Below are 23346 nucleotides of genomic sequence, written 5' to 3' on the forward strand. Positions count from 1 at the left end.
TATGAAAAAATTACAAAAATATTCAAGGCCATCCATCCTTTTAATTACAGGAGTCTTAATTGGATCCTGCAATTCAAAACCAACTGTGGTTGAGGCCGTTAAAACAGAATCGACTCCAACTTCAGCTGCAAGTTCGGATAATATGGAAAGTCATAAAGTCAAGGTGGACGAGGTATTGCAAACAAAAAAGTATAGCTATTTGAGAGTGACTGAAGGAACTTCAAATTATTGGATTGCGATTTCAAAAGCAGATGTTTCTGTTGGTGAAACCTGCGTGTATACGGGTGGTTTAAAAATGCACGGTTTTAAAAGTACTGAGTTGGATCGGATTTTTGAAGAATTGCTTCTTGTTTCTAATATCAGTCGTGCCGGAGATTCCGGTAGTAAATCCTTATTTGAATCCATGGCACTAGATGAACCAATAGAAAACCCTTCAGCTTCTCAAAAAATTGTACCGGTAAAAGGAGCTATTAAAATTGGGGAACTTTTAACCAATCCAAAAAAATATGAAGGGAAAGAAATTTTAGTGACCGGGCGTTGTACAAAGATCAATCACCAAATTATGGGGAGGAACTGGATTCACATTGAAGATGGTTCTGGTAAAAATAAAGAACTTACTATAACAACCCAAGATGTACTTAAACCTGGGGAAGTAGGTGTATTTGAAGGTACAGTATCCTTAGACAAAGATTTTGGTGCAGGGTACCGTTATGAATTAATTCTTGAAAATGCTAAATTAAAATAATTACATTTTCATTAATTTAGTACATCCTATAATTTCAATAGATTCTTATTTCTGAAATATGCGATAAGACTAATTAAAATAAGTATACTCACCGTATAATAAACGAATGTAGGAATCGGAACCGGATCTCCCGCTGCGTACGAATGCAAACCCGATAAATAATAATTTACACCTAAATACGTCATCAATACAGATGCAAATCCAAATAAGGTGGCTGTATTAAATGCATATTTACTTTGCAAGCCTGGAATCAATCGCATATGAAGTATAAAAGAATAAACAAGAATTGACACTAAGGCCCAGGTTTCTTTTGCATCCCATCCCCAATAACGTCCCCAGGATTCATTGGCCCATACACCCCCTAAATAAGTACCTACGCTTAACATAATTAATCCACCGATGATTGTCATTTCACTGGTATAACTTAATTCTAATATTATGCGCTCAATCCGCTGTTGATTTCGCTTCGTTGCAAAAATCATAAGAATTAAATTTAAGGCCCCAATGATAGCTCCTAATACTAAGAAACCATAACTACCCGCCTCAAGAGAAACATGGATCGTCAACCAATATGATTTTAAAACGGGAACCAGCGGTGTGATCTCAGGATCCAGCCAACTTAAATGTGCAACCATTAAGACCACGGATGCTAGAATGCAACAAGCAGCCAATCCACCGACTGTCTTTCTTGCAAATAATAATCCAGCCAACATAGTAGTCCATCCAATATAAATCATGGATTCGTACCCATTGCTCCAGGGTGCTCTCCCTGAAACATACCATCTCAATAACAGTCCGGTAGTTTGTAAAAAAAAGCAAATGAACAAAACAATCAAGCCACCATTAAATATTCTTTTTAGCTTAATCTGTGAATTGAAAATAGAGATAAATAAAAGCGTTAAGAAAAAAAGTCCGAGTAGGCCATAGTAAGTTCCAAGTCGATTAAAAATATCTATTTTATTTAAAACAATCTCAGCTTGAATTTGCGCTTCGGATGGATATACCGCTGCACCAACTTTCTTTTGATACGCTTTTAATTCACTTAATAAGGAATTCAAATTACTCCAATCATTCGTTAACGCTGCTTCTTTAACGGATGCCGTATAGGTATCAAAAAACTTTTGTGGAAAATGATCTTCCTCAGCTTCCTCCATATGATTATGACCTGCGGCCGGAGCAGCCCAATGGTTATTTTTATCATTCTTTACGGGAAATAACCTAAGGAAACTTCCAGTAAAAACCATGTTGACAATATTTACCCGTTCATCCAGTTTTATAATTTCCTTTTCAAAAATTCCACGATCGACCGGTTTAAGATTATATGCATTTCTGACTTCACTCTTGATTTTATACGCACCATCATTATTAAATAAATCCTCATATGAAATTAATCCCTGCGAATTAAAAAGTTGGGTTATTTTCTCATGTTTGCCCAATTTAATAATTTGCATTCGTTGCCATATTTCCGGATAACACGCCATGCTAATGAATGCCTGGTTTGCATCCATTCCAAACAGCTCATCTTTGCGGGATAATTTTCGAATTACTTCTCTGGCCAGGGTATTCATAGGTTTCATTCTTCCATTCTGATCCTGAACGATGAGCTCTCCAAAATAACGGGCATGCGCCGCATCAATTTTTGGAAGTGCAGCTGTTGATTGTGCATGACCTGCAACCTGCAACAAGATCATCGAACCTATGATTAAAAAATTACGGTTGGCGATTCTTAGGTTTTGTATAGTTTCTTTCAACCAATGAAACCGGGTATTTTTAGAAAACAAAGTCGCTAATAAACCCAGGGTCAATAATATATAACCTATATAACTAATCCAGGTTCCCCAGAAATCATGATTTACGCTTAGGTATGTTCCCAATTCATCTTTATCAAAGGATGACTGAAAAAACCGATATCCATCATGATCAAGAATGTGATTCATGTATATTCGAATATTTTCATTGCGATTGGATCGATTATCTAATAAAGTAACTTCACTTGCATACGAACTTGCACTATTCGTACCAGGATACCGATCCATTATAAAATCATTCAGCTTGATAGAAAATGGTAATTCCATCATTTTAGCCCCATAACTAAAACTCAGTGGTAACTTTCCAATTACCCTGTTTCGAGGATTTCCAAGTTCTCCAGGTCCTCCTGTAATCGGAAAAATTTGTTCATCTCCATCCACCCTAACTTTTAATTGCAATGCCGCTAAACTGGTACTGCTCATTTTGCGCTCGCTGGATTCCAGACTTACTCGTGCATTTGGTTTAAAATCAGCAATTACAAAATTAAAAGAACGACTGGAATATAAAGTTCGCAACTTTAATGCATGAATTGTTCCAGCTGCAATGGAATCGCTTTGTTGCGTTGCCATGGTTAAACCGCTTAACTCATGTTTAGATTTAATAAGCAAGGAATCGTTTGAATAAATAATATGGACATCACTGTCGTCTTCGGGTAAACCAAAATTAATAGTAAGATTTGTTAAGGATAACTTGTTTTGCTGTTTCAGAATATATTCTTCCCGTCCCATTTCACCTCCGACCACAATTTTTAAACAGGCTTCCCCCTGTTCATCAACGACCAATGATTCTTTTGGATTTGGAATAAAATCGATTACTGCGATATCTACCTGATGCGGACCTATAATTAAAGAGCGCTCATAATTATTATTTCCAAGACTTGCAAAAAGTACCTTGTCGTCAAACTGATATTCTTTATCAGCTATTTTTGCGCGAATTTGCAAATAAGTATCTGAAGTAATAAAACTGGAAGCCGACTCACCTTCCCGGATATGCATCATCCCTTCAAAACTGAAATATCGGGTTACCATTGCTCCAATTAAAATTACAAGGATGGATAGGTGGAAACACAATAAACTGTATTTTTTTAAAGCAATCATTCTGAATTTGTAAATATTTACCAGAATGCTGATACCAAAAAGTGTAAGTAATAATTCAAACCAATGTGCTTTAAAAATAATTTTTTGGGCTGCGCTGGTGCCAAAATCATTTTCAATAAATGTTGCAATTGCAATAGAAGCTGCGAATAAAAGCGTATAAATTCCAGCTGAACGCGTATTAAATAACGACGAAAAAACTTTAACAATCCGATCCATAATCTTAGCTCTAATTGACCATTAAAAATACAATTTCAATCGTTAAAAATGAAATAAACCAGCTCGAAATTTTAGTACCCTTTAATTCCTTCGATTAAAATTCCCTATGCTCTTTTTAGAATATGCACCGGTAACTCCTGATATCCAACAAAAATTAATTGCTGAGTATAAAGCCATTAGTAAAGATCATGAGGAATAGCTCAAACATTTAAAGTTTGAAGCTTTTTAGCTTAGAAAAAAATACATTGGATAAAAAATCTAATATCGAATGGTTTTGCTAAGCCCATTCGTTAAGTTCAATTGAATAAGCAAATGCCCGGCATGTGGCAATTCAATTAATTCGTTGACCAATCCTGTTGATGAATCTATTCTTTTGGTAGAAAATTCTTTACCGTCCATGCTTAGTATCCGAAGGATTCCATTTTCAAATGGAAGCACAGTTCCTTTAAGCCAAACCGTCTGAGATGAGGGACCCGCAAAAACATTTACATTAAGCAAAGCACTTTCTTTGGATGGGTATTCTTTTATTTTAGTAAACTTAATTTCAATTGGATATGCATTGCCCATTCCATCAACCAGCATATTGGTAATGCTTTGTTTTGTAATATTAAAAGCCTCGCTTAACATGCCATCTGCTTTTGCTATTATGCGTAGCTTTATTTTATATGGGTTCGTATTAAAATTTATATTTTGTCTGTTGATCCAATCAAATTTTAAATCATTTTCCGATAACTGATAATACATAATATAAGGTACACTACCTTCCACATGTTGAATATTAATTTTACTTGAATCAAAAGCAAAATTGGATTGCATCCCAAAAATTGAATCCGTACAATCTAAAAGAAACTCAAAAGTGTATTCTTTATTCGCCTCTAATTGAAAATCCTTGGTTTTCCAATTAAACGGCTTACCAGATACTTTACTCACTTTGTTATTAATGGTTTGCCAAATTGAGTTATCAATAAAGACATTTCCTTTTTGATTTAAAATAAGTTGATATGGACTGTTTGAATTTTCTACAAACGGAATTTCATTTCCTAAATATTCACCCGTCGCATTCGTAAACGTTATCAAGGGTGCTGCCAAACAACTATCCTGATCTATAAAACCATAAATGTAAGCCTGGATCTTATAGAGGTCAAGTATATTGAGCTCTTCGTTGCAGTCAACATCGGCACTTACAAAATTAAAGTCTCCTTTTATAGCATTGAATCCAACAATTCTTCTTTGAATATTAATCAAATCATATGTAGTTAAATTATTATGACTGAAATATCCATTCTTGGGTTCTGCTATTAGAGAAATGATTTTTAATTCAGGACGATAGCTTGCCCACGTGTCGAAATTTTCTCCATACTTTTGAATATAGGTACCATGAATTTGCTGGTCGCTGGTTCTGAACTTTAAAATGATGTTGGAGTAATCTTCCTGTTCTGTCCAATCCAATTTAGATAAAACACTTAACTTGATATTTGTACTTTTATCAGGGGGATACAATATTACTTTAGATGTACAGGAACTCACATTACCGGATTCATCTCTTGCAAATATTTGAATTTCTCCGGACGGACTCATTAGATCATATAATAATTGAAAGAGTTCAACGTAAACAATTAAACCTTCCCGGTCAAAACTAACTTTTACTTTGGAACAGTTATCTACAACATAATTTACAAATTCCAAAGGATGGTGGGTTTCATTTCCACACCAACCATACATAAACAAATAATCCTGCTTACAAATTAATACGGGAGGCTCAATATCGGGAAAACAATCCTGTGCCTGCAATTTCGTATTGCTGGAAAAGCACAAAACCAAAAGAAGGCCACCATAAATAATGGTACCGGAAACCAGCCTGCAAAGGCCGTAAATTGAAGAAATCCATTGCTTCGTTTTCATAGGGCGGACTGTTTAGGATCTTAAAGATACAAATTCTTAATTTTAAAAAAAATACTAAATCAGGACAGCCCGGTTTTCCTCAATTTACTACGAATTGTTTCGTAATTCGAAAATAAGCTTTATTTTGCGGTCCGGATAGGCCATTTGGACTATAATTTTGATCGATTTGTCTAATTGTTTATCGTTTAATTCTTAGAGAACTATTTTTGAAGCTAAATATAAATTACATGATTCGTTTTCAGTGTTTTCTGTTATTTATTGGTTTGGGAGTTGAGTTCTTATCAGCGCAAACTAAAATCAATGCCGCTACCTTTGGTTCATTAGAAGCACGGGCTCTGGGACCAGGAACTATGAGTGGACGAATCACGGCCATAGAAGGGGTGAACAACGAACCGCGCACCTTGTATATTGGAACAGCCGGTGGAGGCGTATGGAAATCAACCAATGCAGCTGCTTCATTCAAACCAATTTTCGATAAATATTGTCAATCAATCGGCGCCATCGCCATTGATCAGACAAACCCGTCAACCATTTATGTAGGTACCGGAGAAAGCAATATGCGCAACTCCGTATCTATAGGTGTTGGCATGTACAAATCAAGCGATGCCGGAGAAAATTGGACGAAAATTGGATTGGACAGCACAGAGCATATTTCTAAAATAATCATTGACCCGAAAAACTCAAACATCATCTATGTGGCAGCTCCCGGTGCACTGTGGTCTGACAGCCCACATCGCGGTCTTTACAAATCAACAGATGCAGGAAAAACATGGACTAAAATATTATACATCGATCAAAAAACAGGTTGCGCCGATTTGGCAATTCACCCAAATCAACCCAACATACTTTATGCCACAACCTGGGAATTCCGACGAAAAGCATTTACGTTTGAATCCGGTGGAAAAGGATCTGCTCTTTATAAAAGTGAAGATGGGGGTGCAAACTGGCGCAAAATAACTAAAGGATTGCCTGAAGGTGATTTTGGCAGGGTAGCAATTGCATTGGCACCCAGTGCACCGGAAAATTTATTGGCTATTGTAGAATCCAACAATACGGGCTTATACATTTCGTCGGATCATGGAGAATCCTGGAAATCACAAAGTGCCACTCTCAATGTCGTGTCTCGTCCATTTTATTTTTCAACCTTAGTAATTGATCCAAAAGATTCTAAACGGGTGTATCGTCCGGCATTTCAATTTTCATATTCAGATGATGGCGGTTATTCATTTAATGATGCGAGTTACGATGGCGGATGGGTACACAGTGATCACCACGCCTTGTGGATCAATCCACAAAATACCAGCAACATGTATCTGGGAACCGATGGAGGTGTTTACATCAGCAATGATCGCGGAGCGACTTGGATTTTTTGTCACAATTTACCTGTTGGTCAATTTTATCATGTAGCAATTGATAACGAAAATCCCTTTAGAATTTATGGCGGATTGCAGGACAATGGCTCCTGGGTAGGTCCCAGCGCGAATCCCGGTGGTATTGGCAATGGTGATTGGAAAACGGTCTACTGGGGAGATGGATTTTGGACGGTACCGGATCCTTTAGATTCAAACATTGTATACGCTGAAAGTCAGGGTGGCAATTCAGCGCGGATTGATTTGCGGACATTCAAATCCTATAACATAAAACCACAGCAAACCGCCGCACAAGAAAAATTACGATGGAATTGGAACAGTCCAATAGTATGTGGTGCAAAGAATAAGAAAAACCTCTATGTTGCCTCACAATATATTTTCAAATCAACAGATCAAGGAAGAAACTGGTCTGTTATTTCACCAGACCTAACTACCAATGACAAGAAAAAACAACAACAGGAAAACAGTGGCGGATTAAGCGCAGACAACACCAGCGCAGAAAATCATTGCACTGTTTTCACCCTTACAGAATCCCCACTCAATGAAAACTTAATTTGGGCCGGCACAGACGATGGAAATTTACAACTCACTACAGATGGAGGTAAAACCTGGAAAAATTTATCTGGCAATTATATAGCTACCGGTGTTCCTCCACAAACCTGGATCAGCAGCATCGAAGCATCCAATTTCGATCAAAATACGGTATACGTTACCTTAGACAATCATACCTATGGGGATCATCAAACGCATGTTATCAAATCAACGGATTTGGGTAAAACTTTTACCAGAATTCAAAGTAAAGAGTTTACTGGATTTGCACATAAAATCAAGGAAGATCTCGTCAATAAAAATGTATTGTTTCTGGGAACTGAATTAGGATTATTTGCCAGTTTAGATGGTGGCATGGAATGGTTTCGAATGAAAAATAATATTCCGGATTATGCACTGACACGGGATATTCAAATTCACCCACGCGAACATTCATTGGTTGTGGGAACTCATGGCCGTGGGATTTATGTCATCGATGATATTTCTGTAATCCGAAACATGAGCAAAACCATTGCTGAAAAAAATGTAGTGCTGTTTGATACAAAAGAAATGGAATTGACAACAGGAAAGTATGGAGGTGGATCCCCTTTTAGTGGAGGCTGGGTTGCAGGAAATCCAGACGATATAAAACCCTTTCAATATTATTTGAAAGATCGTGTGATGAATGGTGAAGTCAAAATGGAAGTCCTGGATATGGAAGGAAAACTGATTCAGGCACTCAATACTACTAAAAGAAAAGGCATCAATAAAGTGTACTGGAATCAACGCATGAAACCAGCAAAAGTCGCTGAAGGTGGAACCAAATTGGATTTTGGTGCATTTGGAGCTCCAAAAGTATTGCCTGGGAATTATCAACTTAAACTGGTTGTAGGCAATCAGACCTATCTCGATACCTTTCAATTGATTCACCAGGATAAAGAAAATTATTCACTTTCCGATCGCAAACTTCAGTACGAAGTTTGCATGAAATATTATTATTTGCACGAACAACTCGCACGCACCGTAGAATCAATTTCCAATCAACAAAAAGAAATTCGCGAGCTGAAAGACAAAATGAAAAACAAAAAGAATTTGATCCTGGCGCAACGATATCTTGATTCATTAGAACAATTACGCAGTAACTTATTAGCGACTAAACAAAAATCTATATTTGCTGACGAAGAAAAATTACGTGAACGAATTTCTGATGCATACGCCAGTGTGGTAAGCGAAGAACAACGACCCTCCAATTTAGTAATCGATCGCATTCAAACATTGCAAGCAGAAGTTACAAAATCCGAATCGGATTTTAAAACCATTCAAAATCAATTTCACGGTAAATATGAAAAGGCAGTAAAACAGGAAAAAATTGCACGAAGTATGAAGCCGTAGAGGAAGGCTAGAGGCTAGAGGCTAGAGGCTAGAGGCTAGAGGCTAGAGGCTAGAGGCTAGAGGCTAACAAGGCTACAATCTTGCAATGGTTCAATGCTGCAATCAGAATTTAGCTTAGGCCATAGATTAATTGCCATAGACTATAGACTATAAACCTCATATCCGTCCATTCGTAATTCGTAATTGATTCCGTAATTCGTAATTAATTCTGTCTCACCAACACATTCACCTCATTCTGCATCACCTCAATAAATCCTTTGGAGATGGGGAAATCGTGTTTTTGACCTTTTTCATCGGTGAGTTGTACACTTCCTTTGGTTAATGAAGAAACAATGGGTGCATGTCGATCCAATACTTCAAATTGGCCATGCGTTCCGGGTACAATGATTGCTTTCGCTTCTCCTTCGTACAATGTTTTTTCAGGTGTAAGGATATAGACTTTCATTCCGATTAATTGGATGCTTCTGCTAATAATTTTTTACCTTTTGCAATTGCATCATCGATGGTTCCAACTAAGTTGAAAGAAGCTTCCGGATATTCATCCACTTCACCATCCATAATCATATTAAATCCTCTGATGGTTTCATCAATTGGAACAAATACACCTTTAATCCCTGTAAATTGTTCTGCTACGTGGAATGGTTGTGATAAGAAACGTTGTACACGACGTGCGCGGTGTACCACCAATTTATCGTCTTCCGACAATTCTTCCATTCCTAAGATGGCAATGATGTCTAACAATTCATTGTATCGTTGCAAAATTCCTTTTACGCGTTGTGCCGTATTGTAATGATGTTCTCCAATAACCAGCGGATCCAAAATTCGTGAGGTTGAATCCAATGGATCCACAGCAGGATAAATACCCAATGAAGCAATTTTACGACTTAATACGGTCGTAGCATCCAAGTGAGCAAAAGTTGTTGCCGGAGCTGGATCTGTTAAATCATCCGCTGGAACATAAACTGCTTGTACAGATGTAATCGATCCTCTTTTGGTAGAAGTGATCCGTTCTTGCATCAAACCCATTTCAGATGCCAGGGTTGGCTGATATCCAACTGCTGAAGGCATACGACCTAATAAAGCCGATACTTCCGATCCGGCTTGTGTGAAACGGAAAATATTATCAATAAAGAATAAAATATCTTTTCCTCCTGCAGGATCATTTAAATCGCCATCCCGGAAATATTCTGCAACCGTTAAACCTGAAAGCGCAACACGGGCACGGGCACCAGGTGGTTCATTCATTTGACCAAAAATAAACGTGGCTTTTGAATCTTTTAAACCTTCCATGTTCACTTTACTCAAATCCCATCCACCGCTTTCCATGCTGTGAATAAAATCATCACCGTATTTAATAATTCCGGCTTCGATCATCTCACGCAATAAGTCATTTCCCTCACGGGTACGCTCTCCCACTCCTGCAAATACAGACAATCCACCATAACCCTTGGCAATGTTGTTGATCAACTCTTGAATTAATACGGTTTTACCAACACCGGCACCTCCGAATAAACCGATTTTTCCCCCTTTTGAATAGGGTTCAATCAGGTCAATCACTTTGATACCGGTAAACAAAACTTCAGTTTCGGTAGATAAATCTTCGTAGGTCGGTGGTTTTTTATGAATAGAATATTTATGTTTCATAGACACATCTCCCAAACCGTCAATGGCCTGACCCACCACATTAAAAAGGCGGCCTTTGATGTCTTCTCCCACTGGCATGGAAATGGTTTCTTTTAAATCAATAACTTCTGCCCCACGGGTTAAACCGTCTGTTGAGTCCATCGCCACCGCTCGTACACTGTCTTCCCCTAAATGCTGTTGCACTTCAAGGATGAGGTCATCCTTACCTGGGCGCTTGATACACAAGGCATTATAAATTTCCGGAAGCTGTGAGCCCTCCCCTGAAAAACTAACATCCACAACAGGACCAATGATTTGAGATACGCGACCTATGTTTGTCATATGATTTATTGAATATATGTTTAAAAAAGACGCGCAAATATATATACATCCGGATCGATTCACCAAACTATTGACAATCCTTTGACACATTCCCATTCTAATATCGAATCAACTGAAAATCAGGAATTTAATCTTTTAGAAAGCTTGTCAGCCCGACTCCTGTATGGAATAAACCGCAATGAACTGGAAAATACCATTCAGGATCTTGTAAAATCTTACATTCTTATGAAAGGAGCATCTTATATAAGCCTTGAAAATGACCATAACCTGGAGATTTCCACTCAATGGCAATCTGCTCCTTTGCATCGATTTCTTCTGGCAGGCATCCAGTTAAAAGAATCAGATTTGTTTTTTGAATGGACGCATTTTCTTAAGCGAAAGTCGATTTCGTTTCCGGTAAATATCCTGGTTCCATTAATGGAATGGGTACAAACTGATTTGGCCGTTGCAAATTTTATACAAGCTTTTCTTGGACCCGTTGGGCAACAACTGACTACTCTGTTTCCGGAATTTTACATTTTATCAGAACAACACCAGGAACATCCTTTGCAGTTTTCAAAATTGGATCAACGGCTTTATGCATTTGAAAAATTCAGAGAACGAAATCCGGAAAATGCATTTAATTATTTTTTACAAACCCATCAGGAACTTAAAGACCCTGAAAAAATTAAGTGGATTCGCATTCTTCATCCTAAATTATCACAAACGGAATGGAATGCATTGCAAATGCTCATTAATCCAAAAAAGGTACAACTGCACCAAGAATTGCTTTATTTAAAACTTACTATTGACGAAACTGCATTTAAAAATCAACAAGTTCAATTCCAATATTATTTAGCGGAAAGCAGTCTGGATGAATATTATTCAAAAATCAGTTCAACGATCGAACACGCCATTCGCTTGAGTCCGCTTCGTTTTATGACGACTCAAGAAAGCTTCCATACCTATTTAAAATGGATTCAGGAAAAAGAATTGTTTCCAATTTTATTGACTGCCTTAAAAGAACAGGCCTATACAGAACTGGCCATTGCTTGTTTTGAATTTTTACTCGAACAAAAATTATTAACGGAACATCTTGCTTTGGGTAATTTATCACATGCAATGGATCATAAAGTATTCAATCGTTGTTGCGTCCTATGGATCGAAGCAGAGCAGGATGCTATTGATTTAGAAGCTTTCCTGATGTTTATAAGACATGAAAAGTTATTCTGGTCAGATGAAGTCCTATTAAAACTCGTAGCATTAAGAAATAGTAAAGCCCTTCAACGAATATACGACTTTAATGTTTTTTGGCAGCTACTGCCCTATAAAATTAATCCACATTCATTGCAACTTCAAAGCATCCCTGATGAATGCAAGATGTATTTAAATCAACAGATACATTTTGATTCCGTGTTGAAATTTAGAAAAGGAATTCGGAAATAATTCCTATAGCTTGTAAAACTTATTTGGACGAACGATAATACAAACTGCAAGAATGTTCTTTTGAAAAATAGTTTTTCGTTGCAGTTTGAATTTGCTCTTTGGTTAATTGGAGATAATTCTCTAGTTCGGTGTAGATCAATTCCGGATTTCCCAACCACTCAGCATATGATAAATTCAATGCTTGATTCATGGCACCCATTTGTGAAAACAAATAAGCCGATTCATTTTTATTCATATACTTTTCCCAGGTGCGGTCGTCTAATTCTTTGAATTGTAATTCTGCGATGATATTCCAAAATACAGCTTCTGCTTCTTCAATGGTATGCCCGGGATTAATTTTCCCTTCGACAAGGATCAGACCCGGATCTGTTGTAGCCGTAATGTAACAATCGATCCCTGAACAAATCATCAATTCTTTCCGAAGTTTTTTATACAGCAGCGAAGATTTCCCTTCTGATAATATATCCGTCATAAAATCAACGGCATAAAAATCAGGATCCATTCGCCCGCAATAAGGAAATGCCAAATAAAATCCTTCTTCCGGCAACTCTTTATGCAGTGTCTGAGAACGATGGGCAATTATTTTTTCTTCAGCCGGATAATAGCGACTGACAGAAGCTCCGGATTTTATTTTTCCAAAATAGTTTTGAATCAAGTTTTTGGTTTCTTCCACATTAAAGTTTCCATGTATTACAAGGATTGCATTGGAAGGGGTATAATACGTATGATAAAAATGCTCCGCATCTTCTAATTTTAAATGCTTGAGTTGCTCCTGATTAAACCCGATAACCGGCCAGCGATAGGGATGTGTTTTATACGCCATCTGCATCAGGATGTGGTTAAAATCACCGTATGGATTGTTGAGATACATTTCACTGAATTCTTCAATCACCACACGCTGTTGTGTTTTAAAATCCTTTTGACTGACATGAAAGCCACTGATCCGATTGGATTCTAAAGAAAGCAGCAATTCCAATTGATTGGAAGGAGCTATAGAATAATATTGAGTCGTGTCAGTGGTTGTAAATGCATTGCATTCTCCCCCTGCATTTTGAAGGATGGAATCAAAATCAATGCCCGGACCATTATTGGAAAACATCAGATGTTCAAATAAATGTGCAATGCCTGTTTTTGATTCTTGTTCGTCTCTCGATCCTACTTTATACAATACGCATACAGCGACCAAAGCAGTTGATGGATCCGGTTGCAATAGCACGGTCAGTCCATTGTCCAAATGGTATTTTTGAAAATGGGGAATTAACAGGTTGGCTGAAGAACTCAGATTCAGGATTTAGAAAAGAGATCAAGGGGACCAACCATGAGTTCAGGGATCACCCATTGGTCAAATTCAGCTTCTGTAAGATAGCCAAGATTTAGAGCTGCTTGTTTAAGAGTCAGTCCCTCTTTGTGTGCTGTTTGGGCAATTTCTGCCGCTTTATAATAGCCAATTTTAGTATTCAAAGCAGTTACGAGCATTAATGAATTATCCAAATTTTTCTTAATGTTTTCTGGAATTGCACGAATTCCTGAAGCACTTTTATCATTAAAGGAAACACAAACATCGGCAATCAGTTTTGCAGAATGCAAAAAATTAGCAATCATGACCGGGTTAAAGACATTGAGCTCAAAATGACCATTCGATCCACCTATGTTTATAGCAACATCATTACCCATAACTTGGGCGGCGACCATGGTCATGGCCTCACATTGGGTGGGGTTGACTTTTCCAGGCATGATGGAAGAACCTGGTTCATTGTCCGGTATAAAAATTTCACCGATTCCACAACGTGGACCGGATGCCAACAGGCGGATGTCATTTGCGATTTTCATCAAACTCACTGCAACTGCTTTGAGTGCTCCGTGAGCAGCTACAATGCCGTCATGAGTAGCCAGCGCTTCAAATTTATTTTCAGCGGTAATAAATGGACATCCCGTCAATTGTGCAATGTGTTTGGCTACCTGCTCAGAATAGCCAGGAGGCGTATTGATGCCCGTTCCGACAGCGGTTCCTCCCAATGCCAACTCAGAAAGATGATTTAATGAAAAACGAATTGCACGCAAACCATGATCCAATTGGGATACATAACCGGAAAATTCCTGACCCAGCGTCAGAGGGGTTGCATCCATTAAATGGGTGCGCCCAATTTTTACCAATCGATAATATTCTGCTGCTTTATGATTCAGAGTATCTCTCAATTTCTCAATTCCAGGAATAGTTTGTTCGACCAAAATTTTGTAAGCAGCGATGTGCATTGCCGTAGGAAAGGTATCATTGGATGACTGCGATTTATTGACGTCGTCGTTTGGATTGATGGCTTTTTTCTCATCCTCCAGTTGACCGCCTTGCAATACATGTGCACGGTTAGCAATCACTTCATTTACATTCATGTTGGATTGGGTACCGGAGCCTGTTTGCCAAACGACCAATGGAAACTGATCATCCAGTTTACCTTCCAAAATTTCATCACACACCCGGGCAATCAAACTGCATTTATCTTCAGTTAAAACCCCCGCATCCCGATTGGTTAAGGCTGCTGCTTTTTTTAGAAAAGCAAAGGCATAAATTATCTCAATCGGCATCCGATCGGTATCCCGGGCTATCTTAAAATTATCTATCGAACGCTGTGTTTGAGCTCCCCAATATACATGGGCCGGAACTTCAACGATGCCCATGGTGTCTTTCTCCTTTCTAAATTGCATATATATTCTATTGAAATGCAAAGATACTATAAAAGAAAGGCCAATGACGGATTGTCATGATTTCAAATTAAATGAATGTTATTTGCTAGAAATTAATAATTAAGTCTTTGGTTTTACTTGTTAAAAAATTTATTTACATTTTTGAAAATTAAGTAATTAAAACACAATAAGTATTCCTCACTTTATTTCTCAATTATATTCTAAGCTATTTAAATATATGCAAATTTAATTTTGAATTAAAAAAATCATTTTAGTAATAAATACTGTGGTTTATATATTATTCAATAAAATATATTCAGGGTAAACCCTTAGTTCAATCAGGGTAAACCCTGATTTTTAAAATTCAGGGTTTACCCTGATGTGTAAGACAAATAGATGTCTCATCTTTGTATCCAACACGCAAATTAATTTTTTTATTAAAATTGATCAACCCTAAATATTTGCGTATGGTAACAACAACAATTTAAGCCCATCTGATCCTTTAATTTCTAGTTGAATTTGGGAGTTCAAGAATAAGCCTTACTTATTTTTATTAGGAATTTACAAATGTAATTTCTATGAACATGCTTAGTAAAGCAATGTAAGGACTGTCTCATTCCTATTCAAAATGCAAGCGAGCTTAAAACCTTAGGAGAAAAATTTGATCCGAACACTCCTTAACAAGGTAGGACATCATTTTTAATTTAAAAACAATGAAAAATTTACTGTTTTTACTTACATTTCTATTATTCTGTACGTTTACCAATAAGACGATTGGACAGATTTATGAAATCCCTGATATATTATATTCTCAAATTAGTATTGATAATGAAACACCTTTGTCGGGATGCAGCGAAATCTCGGTATGTGTTGGAGCTCATAACTTTACTGAAAACCCGTATTATACGCTTACCAACACTAAAATACAAATGGTAGTGAATGAAGCTGAATTTGAAGTTGTAGACCTGGGTGTTTTTGATTATGTAGGTCAGGATCCGAATTCAGGATATTCGATCTACGAAGCTGAACATGATTTGTTGTCTATCTATGATCCAAATTGGATAGAAACGCCGGATGGCTTTGAATATTTTTGTTTAAAATTGGTCAAATTAAATACAGCAAATTTTAAAGGCGGGGTACATGTTCGTATTATTATTTTTCAAGGCACACAAGATGAACAAAAATTGGAGTATGATTCTCCATGGATCATTAGTACCTTAATGAACCAAATCGGGACTAATGATGCATCAGTTACTTATTTATCAAGTATTGCAATTAATAATGACCCAGGAATGCCATTATTAGGTCTCTTGTTATGGCCTTCAAAAGCTTGCAATAGTGCAGGTGGTCCACAAGCAGAATATAACGTGCAAAATTTCATTTTACATGGTAAACTTATCATCGATAGAGACTATTGCTTTTATGGCAAAATATATATGGATGATGGAGCAATTATTCAGGTGAACCCTGGATACACTTGTAATATTGGATGGTACGATCCAAATTTGGGAAGTCTATTGCGTACTACTATAGATGCATGTGGTAAAATGTGGAAAACAATTGAAGTCGAGCCAAATGCCTATCTAAATATAATGAATACAGATCTTAACGATGCCTTATATGGAACATATTTGAAGGATGATGCAATTTTGACAACTAAATATAATGTAAGTTATAATAACAACTACATTGGAATTTATAATGATTTAGAAGATTCTAAGTCAATAGCTAATTTAACATCAACTAACTTTTATTATTCAGGGCCATTTAAAGAAAACTGCAGCAGCTGTAATGGGTTAAGGCTCTATGACCGTACTTTAGCTGGTGTTTATCTAGGTAATTCTCAAATAATTGGAAATAATGTGGATGCAGAAAATTTGTTAAATGGAATTATTTCTTATAATTCGATGTTGAAATTGTACTGATGTTACTTCAATGAGATTCGTGACTATGGAACACCCGACAATGGCAATCCAAATGGAAAAGCCATTAATATACAGGGGTATGCACAAAACAGCAAGATTGAACTTTCTCAATTTGATAATTGCAATTGGGCTATCTACTCAAAAGGTGTAAATTGTGAAGTCATTCGAAATAACATGTATAATGTTTTGACCGGAATTCAGTTTGATTATAGCCCGGGGAGGTCCTTTAAAGTGTTTCACAATGATATTGAAGCAGAAAATTTAGGCATCAATTTTTGTTGGACCGGAGAAGTTAATACGGTCAGTGTAACTGAAAATGATATTACTTTGTTAGGTTCAAATGCTATTGGCATAGAAATAAACCATACCAATGGTACTAGTTTAAAGTTAATAACAGATAATGACATCTACCTGGGTCCTGGAAAGATTGGCATCGAACATTTAGCCAGCAAAGGCACTACCATTGCCTACAATTCAGTATTTTCAAATAGTACCAATGCGATTGAAAATGTTGGAATTGGTATATATGGAGGATCTGATGCCTATGCTTTATGTAATTATTTGTCATCCTCAATGGTATGCGCAAATAAGGGATTGTTGGTTTCTCAATCTGCAAACAATTTGTGTTTGGGTAATGCTGCGGATGATTGGTTTTACAATTATCAATACGTTGGCACAAACAGCGGAACGCTCTTTGGGAGCAATGTAATGGACAATGCAAATCATGGTTTGTGTCTGGGAATACCCAATATTGGACCATTGGGTGGCGCATTAATCGGAGTTCAGGAACATACAGGAAATAAATGGACAGGAAGCTTCTCGGGAAAAGCCGCTAAGCATTATGGTGGAGCAGGTGATAGAGTTGAATCAAAATTTATTATAAATGCATTGGATCAACAGCATCCGGAGTATAAACCATCTAATTTTTTAGAACTAACAAGTGATGGATGGTTTGAAAATCAATCTGGGACGGGACTGAATTTAATTTGTCCAAATGGTGTTGGATCTAGTGATCACCCTCGTATTTTTCCAAGATCTGAGGATTATCTTATTGCCAGCAATGGGTTTGATTATGGCAATGATGCCGGGTCAAGAATCTGGACTTCGCAAAGACAATTATATCGGGAAATTGCAAAACAAGAAGAATTTTCAAATTTACCGATGGTTTATCAGAACTTTTATAATAACCAGAATGAAACCAGTGTTGGTCAATTTGAATATGTAGAACGCATAATTGATTCAGCCAGTTTAATAACTAGTAGTATGCAACTCGAATTGGATTCTATCAATGCTGTTTCAGACAGTTTTTCGATTGAATTATTCGAATTATTAGATAGTCTTATGATCGAAACGGATTCTATGGCTAAATTGCAGTTGCAAGCAGAGATATTCGCAATTCAAACTGAGTTTGATACATTGTCAATTTCTAAAAATTATCTTCAGTTGCAATTACAAAATGCATTCTTTACAACGATAAACCAGGCTATCCAATTGAATGCTGGGATTGAAACAGACACGGTTTTCGAAGAAAATCAACAATTGGTTAATGAAATTTATCTAAACATGTTGCTATCTGACGATTGGGTTCTTGATTCAGCAGACCAACAAATTGTGAGTGATATTGCATCGCAATGTGTTTTATTAGGTGGAGATGCTGTTTATAGAGCACGGGCAATACTTAATCTATTTACACAATTTGTATTTAATGATGATAGCATTTGTGCTCAAGCATTACAACAATATGGTTCAGGTAAAATTCAAGAAATGAATGAATTTCAGGTTTTTATACAACCCAATCCAGTTTCAGAATGTGTGACTATCAAATTATTCAGCGAGGTTGAAAAAGTAAAGAAACTATTTGTTAGAGATATATCAGGTAAACCTATTCGTACAATTTATCTAGATGAAGCTCAAAACTTATTAGAATTAAATATAAAAGATTTAATTCCTGGAATTTTATTCCTAGAAATAGAATTGACAAATGGTATTATTCTAAATAGAAAAATACTTAAAATTTAATTATTAGTTGAGGTGGAGCAATTCTCCACCTCATATTTTATTTTATGAAAATTTTAATACTTATACTTTTGCCTTTATCAATGGTCTTTTGCCAAGGTAAAAGGGATTTTATTTGGTTATTAGGCGGAAATAGAACTTTCACCAACGATACCGCTTTCCATGGATTTCAAATTGATTTCAAATCTAACAAGAATAGATATTCAATTAAAGATAGACCATTGCCAATTATACGCCAAAACAACGCAAGTATATGTGACGAGAATGGCAATTTATTGATGTATACTGCAGGTTGTTGGATTTCAGATAGATTGTACAGACCTATGCCCAATGGAATTATTAATGAAGGAGCTGGACATGATTTTAATTGTAAATATGGAGATTATCTGCTTCCAAATGGAACCTTAGTTTTACCAATTAATGAAGACAAAAGTCAATATCATATTTTACATAAGTTTTGGGATTTTGTCCAGGATTCTTTAACAATTATTGCATCTACGAAGTTATTGTTTTCCAAAGTTGATATGAATTTAAACAATGGGTATGGTGATCTAAGTATTAAAAACCAAATACTTATTGATCAATACCAATCTTCTTCAGATCTTACCGCTACAAGACATAGTAATAATTTAGATTGGTGGGTAATTAGCCCCGGAAGGGCCAACAATAAGTATTTTATAGTTCAGATGACTGCACTGGGTCCTTTACCATATAAAGAACAAAGCATAGGACTGGATTTTTATTTTTTGGATGATGGAGGTTCGCAGTCCTGTTTTTCGCCTGATGGAAAACAATATGCCCGAATGACTCCCAGCAATGGTTTGTTTTTAATGGATTTTGACAGAAGTTCTGGTACGCTAAGTAATTTTAGAAATATTATTACGGGAAGCGAAACCAATGACCATACCGTTGGAGTTGCATTTTCTCCCGATTCCCGTTTTGTGTATTTGAGTTATCGTTGGGATATCTATCAATACGATACCCAAGATCCAGATCCTCAGTCAGCTTTGGTCCATTTAGATACCTGGGATGGATATGTAGAAGATGGTATTTGGGCAGCAGGTTTTGATGCAGCCATGTTGGGGCCAGATTGTAAAATTTACATCCGCACTGGTACCAGTAATAAAGTTATGCATGTGATCCATGATCCCAATCAAAAAGGACTGGATTGTCATTTTCAACAACATGGGATCCAACTGCCTGCCTGGAATCATGCCAGCATCCCAAATTTTGTAAATTATCGCTTGGGTTATGAACCGGTTTGTGATAGCAATCTGGTTATGAGTTTTATTGGAGATCCAAAGGAGTTTATTTATGATGCGTTGATCTATCCCAATCCTGTAAAAAAAGAACTCCATATTGACTACTATGAACCAAATAATACAATAAAATCGATAAGCATCTTAAATTCAACCGGACAGCTAATTAAAATAAACACATTTATACAAACCAGTCAACAACAAACCCTCCAGCTGGATGATTTACAATCTGGTATTTATTTTGTAAAAATTATTTTAGAAAACAAAAGAATTATATTGAAACGAATTGTTAAATAAACCTAAACCATTTTTCAATGCAAATGAATATTATTGCGTGTAAGTGGTGTCTTTAAGCAATTAAAGGCGCCACTTTTGTTTTATGATGTTGTGTTTTAAAACTACTTTAAAAAATATTCTGATAGTTTATTCTTTATTTATTTATTATTGCTCGCTCAATTATTTAATTTAAAATTCGATGTGACTTAGTCATTATTATTGAGGGCCATTTTAATTGTTTAAAAAAATTGTTTGGAATATTATCTATATCCTCTAGATTAATGTTTAACACATTTTACATGGAAAAAAAAATAATAAAAGTCGAGCAGCATGTGAAGTAAGCTCTTTTTTATTTTAGGATTATTAATTTAATTGGATATCGATTGCCTTCACAGCTCAATAAATAAACACCCTTCTCCAACTTAGAGACATCAAGAAATGACCTATCTGTTAAATCGGCTTGCCAGATTACAGTCCCATTTAAATCAAGAATTTTGAGCAGCTTGCCTGTAAGCGAAATTTCTGATTTAATATAAATTTTATCTCCTGCCGGATTTGGAAATAAATTAATTTTAGCATTATCATATGTGGATACCTGTGTATTCATTTTTGTACCTGTCAATTTAAATCCATCCAATGCCGCCATCATGCGAATGGCTTGCTGCGCAGTTTGTGGATCATTGTACAATCGAAATAAAAATCGGACTGAATCACGTCTAAAACTATGTACATCCAATTTAAATTGAACTGGTTCGTTAAAGAGTCCGCTGAGGTTTTCTGGAGCTGTTTGCAAGAAATAACTGGTATCCGGAAAGACCAAAAACTGTTCCTTACTCGAACTAAATCCTCCATAAGCCCAGGATGCAAAACTTAATTCAATGGCATCATAGCGACGAAGATCCATCAAGGGTGAAAATAAAAATGAGCTGTCTATAAATCGATAAAAGCTTTCGTCCTTGTCAAAATTGTCTGTATATAAACATTTAGTGCCTAAATCGCCTTCAATATCTTTTGAAGGAAAATTACTGGAGGGAATGGGTATTTCAGAAAAATCGCCTCGTTTCCATCGCACATTTAAATCTGCCCCAAAATGTTGCCAACCTAAATCCAGGACTAAATCATCTTCGTAACCCGGTTCAAGAGCTATGTGAATGATGGTATCATTTTGCAAGACAAATGATGGAATCCATGCTTGTTTGTAAGCCCATTTTCCTGCATAAAGATCCCAGCTTGATTCATAGATGCTATTAAAAATTACAACACCCGAATCATTTGTACTTAACTCATACTCATAGTCTGGATTTGACAAAAGAACTTTTGCAAATGAGATGGCTTCATGCGTTTCTTTATCCTGTATGCGTATTTGTATTTGATGCTTTGGCAATTCTACCAATGCAATGTCTAATTTTAAAATCTGATTGCGTTGCAAATAAACCCGGATGGTTTTTTCAAAATACCCTTTAAAGTACACATGCACCGTAACACTATCCGCTTCTGGAAAACCCGTTCTTAACTCCCCTTTTAAATTGGATCGCGCTTCTTGATTTCTACCGTTTTGTTCGATGGTCAATCTGGCATTGTAAATAGGTTCTTGTGTAATGGAATCTACAATTTTTGCATGCAGGTATGTAGGTTGATTGGAATCGTATTTTAAAACATACATCCCGTTTTCAATATCGGATGCAATACTAATACCAGAATTAAAAAATGGATATACGCTCCAACATCCACGAAATCCTGCTTTGTTTTTTTGAAGTGTGTCTGTATCGTAATAAGCAACTTCCAATAAATTGTATGGATCTTTTGTATCCAAAATGCGCACTCCTTCTGAGTAATATGCAACATACAATTTATCGCCTTTATGAAAAACATTGTGCGGAACTAAAAATCTTGATTGATCTCCGCCAATTTTAAACTCATCTGTTTTGCGAATGAAAGATGGATCCGAAACATCCCAGGCTCCTACAGCTGCTCCGGATGTTTCATCGTTAGTGTATAATATCGGACGATTCTTTTCAATCCAAACGGAATGAGTAAAATGACCCGAACTTTCATGTTCCGCAATGCGTTTCGGATTTTTTTTATCTTTTACATCCCATATACTGAAAATTCCATTGTAAATCGCTGCACCGTATAAAGTGTCTTTGTAAACATGTACTTCATGCATGTATTCAAAACTGGTGGCATTCAACCATTCCGGTTGCCAGGGATTTTTTCTTGGATCTAAAATGATAAACCCTCCCACTCCGGAAGCGCCTGCCAAATAAATGAGTTGATTCTCATCAACATAAAGTGTGTGTGATGATAAAATCCGCAAACTGTCACCTGCTGTATTGTAAACTGTTTTTACAAATTGGTGATCAAGGGTTTTCATGTCTATAATTAATAAACCATCACCGGATTCAGTAACCACATAAGCATAAGCTCCAGCTGTCTTCAATTCCCTCCAAATGGAAGTAGAACACGGGATAAATTTTAATTCGACTGGATTATAGGGGTCGGCCAACGAATAGATCCTTACACCTAAACTGGTACCTAATAAAGCATACTCCAAACCACTGGAATCTGTGTAACCCCAAATGCTGCTCGCTTGTTCTGCAATCTTGACTTGAGAAAGCAATTGGATATGATAGGCTGGTTGTGCAAATAAATTGCTGCTAATCAGCATGATTATGTATAATATAAATAATTTATGTATAAGACGCTGCATTTTAACTTAAAATATTAACCCAGAAGCCAACG

General features: G+C 36.5%; 13 protein-coding genes. 6 read left to right on the forward strand and 7 right to left on the reverse strand.

Annotated features, from left to right (window positions below; all coding sequences use genetic code 11):
* The first annotated feature begins 1 nt into the window (after window position 1).
* Window positions 2-745: an SH3-like domain-containing protein gene (locus tag IPK91_07785; protein ID MBK8297164.1), complete on the forward strand. Its 744-nt coding sequence runs from the start codon at window positions 2-4 to the stop codon at window positions 743-745.
* Between the two features lie 26 nt (window positions 746-771).
* Here IPK91_07785 and ccsA read toward each other — a convergent pair whose 3' ends face one another.
* Together ccsA and IPK91_07795 are read right to left on the reverse strand one after the other, a co-directional pair.
* The gene (gene ccsA, locus IPK91_07790) at window positions 772-3867 is read right to left on the reverse strand and encodes a cytochrome c biogenesis protein CcsA (GenBank protein ID MBK8297165.1); all 3096 of its coding nucleotides are present in this window, start codon (window positions 3865-3867) and stop codon (window positions 772-774) included.
* A 258-nt stretch (window positions 3868-4125) separates the two neighbouring features.
* The gene (locus IPK91_07795; GenBank protein ID MBK8297166.1) at window positions 4126-5769 is read right to left on the reverse strand and encodes a hypothetical protein; all 1644 of its coding nucleotides are present in this window, start codon (window positions 5767-5769) and stop codon (window positions 4126-4128) included.
* A 227-nt stretch (window positions 5770-5996) separates the two neighbouring features.
* On the opposite strand from IPK91_07795, the gene IPK91_07800 reads away from it, so the two are divergent.
* Window positions 5997-9059, forward strand: a complete 3063-nt coding sequence (locus tag IPK91_07800) for a glycosyl hydrolase (GenBank protein MBK8297167.1) — start codon at window positions 5997-5999, stop codon at window positions 9057-9059.
* A 202-nt stretch (window positions 9060-9261) separates the two neighbouring features.
* Here the strand turns inward: IPK91_07800 and atpC are convergent, their stop codons facing one another.
* Together atpC and IPK91_07810 are read right to left on the reverse strand one after the other, a co-directional pair.
* Complete coding sequence (gene atpC / locus IPK91_07805) at window positions 9262-9504, reverse strand: ATP synthase F1 subunit epsilon (protein MBK8297168.1); 243 nt, start codon at window positions 9502-9504, stop codon at window positions 9262-9264.
* 5 nt (window positions 9505-9509) lie between these two features.
* Complete coding sequence (locus IPK91_07810; protein MBK8297169.1) at window positions 9510-11024, reverse strand: F0F1 ATP synthase subunit beta; 1515 nt, start codon at window positions 11022-11024, stop codon at window positions 9510-9512.
* 81 nt (window positions 11025-11105) lie between these two features.
* Here IPK91_07810 and IPK91_07815 point away from each other — a divergent pair, with 81 nt between their 5' ends.
* Window positions 11106-12449: a hypothetical protein gene (locus IPK91_07815; GenBank protein ID MBK8297170.1), complete on the forward strand. Its 1344-nt coding sequence runs from the start codon at window positions 11106-11108 to the stop codon at window positions 12447-12449.
* Between the two features lie 19 nt (window positions 12450-12468).
* Here IPK91_07815 and IPK91_07820 read toward each other — a convergent pair whose 3' ends face one another.
* Window positions 12469-13683, reverse strand: a complete 1215-nt coding sequence (locus IPK91_07820; GenBank protein MBK8297171.1) for an insulinase family protein — start codon at window positions 13681-13683, stop codon at window positions 12469-12471.
* Window positions 13684-13733: 50 nt separating this feature from the next.
* Window positions 13734-15149, reverse strand: a complete 1416-nt coding sequence (gene fumC / locus IPK91_07825; protein ID MBK8297172.1) for a class II fumarate hydratase — start codon at window positions 15147-15149, stop codon at window positions 13734-13736.
* Between the two features lie 692 nt (window positions 15150-15841).
* Between fumC and IPK91_07830 the strand changes: the two genes are divergently transcribed.
* From IPK91_07830 to IPK91_07840, 3 genes are all read left to right on the forward strand, one after another.
* Entirely contained in the window at window positions 15842-17053 is a 1212-nt protein-coding gene (locus tag IPK91_07830) for a hypothetical protein (protein MBK8297173.1), read from the forward strand.
* A gap of 174 nt (window positions 17054-17227) precedes the next feature.
* Window positions 17228-19072 (forward strand): T9SS type A sorting domain-containing protein, encoded by a 1845-nt coding sequence (locus tag IPK91_07835; GenBank protein ID MBK8297174.1) that lies wholly within the window; start codon window positions 17228-17230, stop codon window positions 19070-19072.
* A 218-nt stretch (window positions 19073-19290) separates the two neighbouring features.
* Complete coding sequence (locus IPK91_07840) at window positions 19291-20625, forward strand: T9SS type A sorting domain-containing protein (protein MBK8297175.1); 1335 nt, start codon at window positions 19291-19293, stop codon at window positions 20623-20625.
* A gap of 328 nt (window positions 20626-20953) precedes the next feature.
* Here IPK91_07840 and IPK91_07845 read toward each other — a convergent pair whose 3' ends face one another.
* Entirely contained in the window at window positions 20954-23314 is a 2361-nt protein-coding gene (locus IPK91_07845; protein ID MBK8297176.1) for a choice-of-anchor B family protein, read from the reverse strand.
* Window positions 23315-23346 lie beyond the last annotated feature (32 nt).

The organism is Saprospiraceae bacterium (assembly GCA_016712145.1).
Classification (GTDB): domain Bacteria; phylum Bacteroidota; class Bacteroidia; order Chitinophagales; family Saprospiraceae; genus Vicinibacter.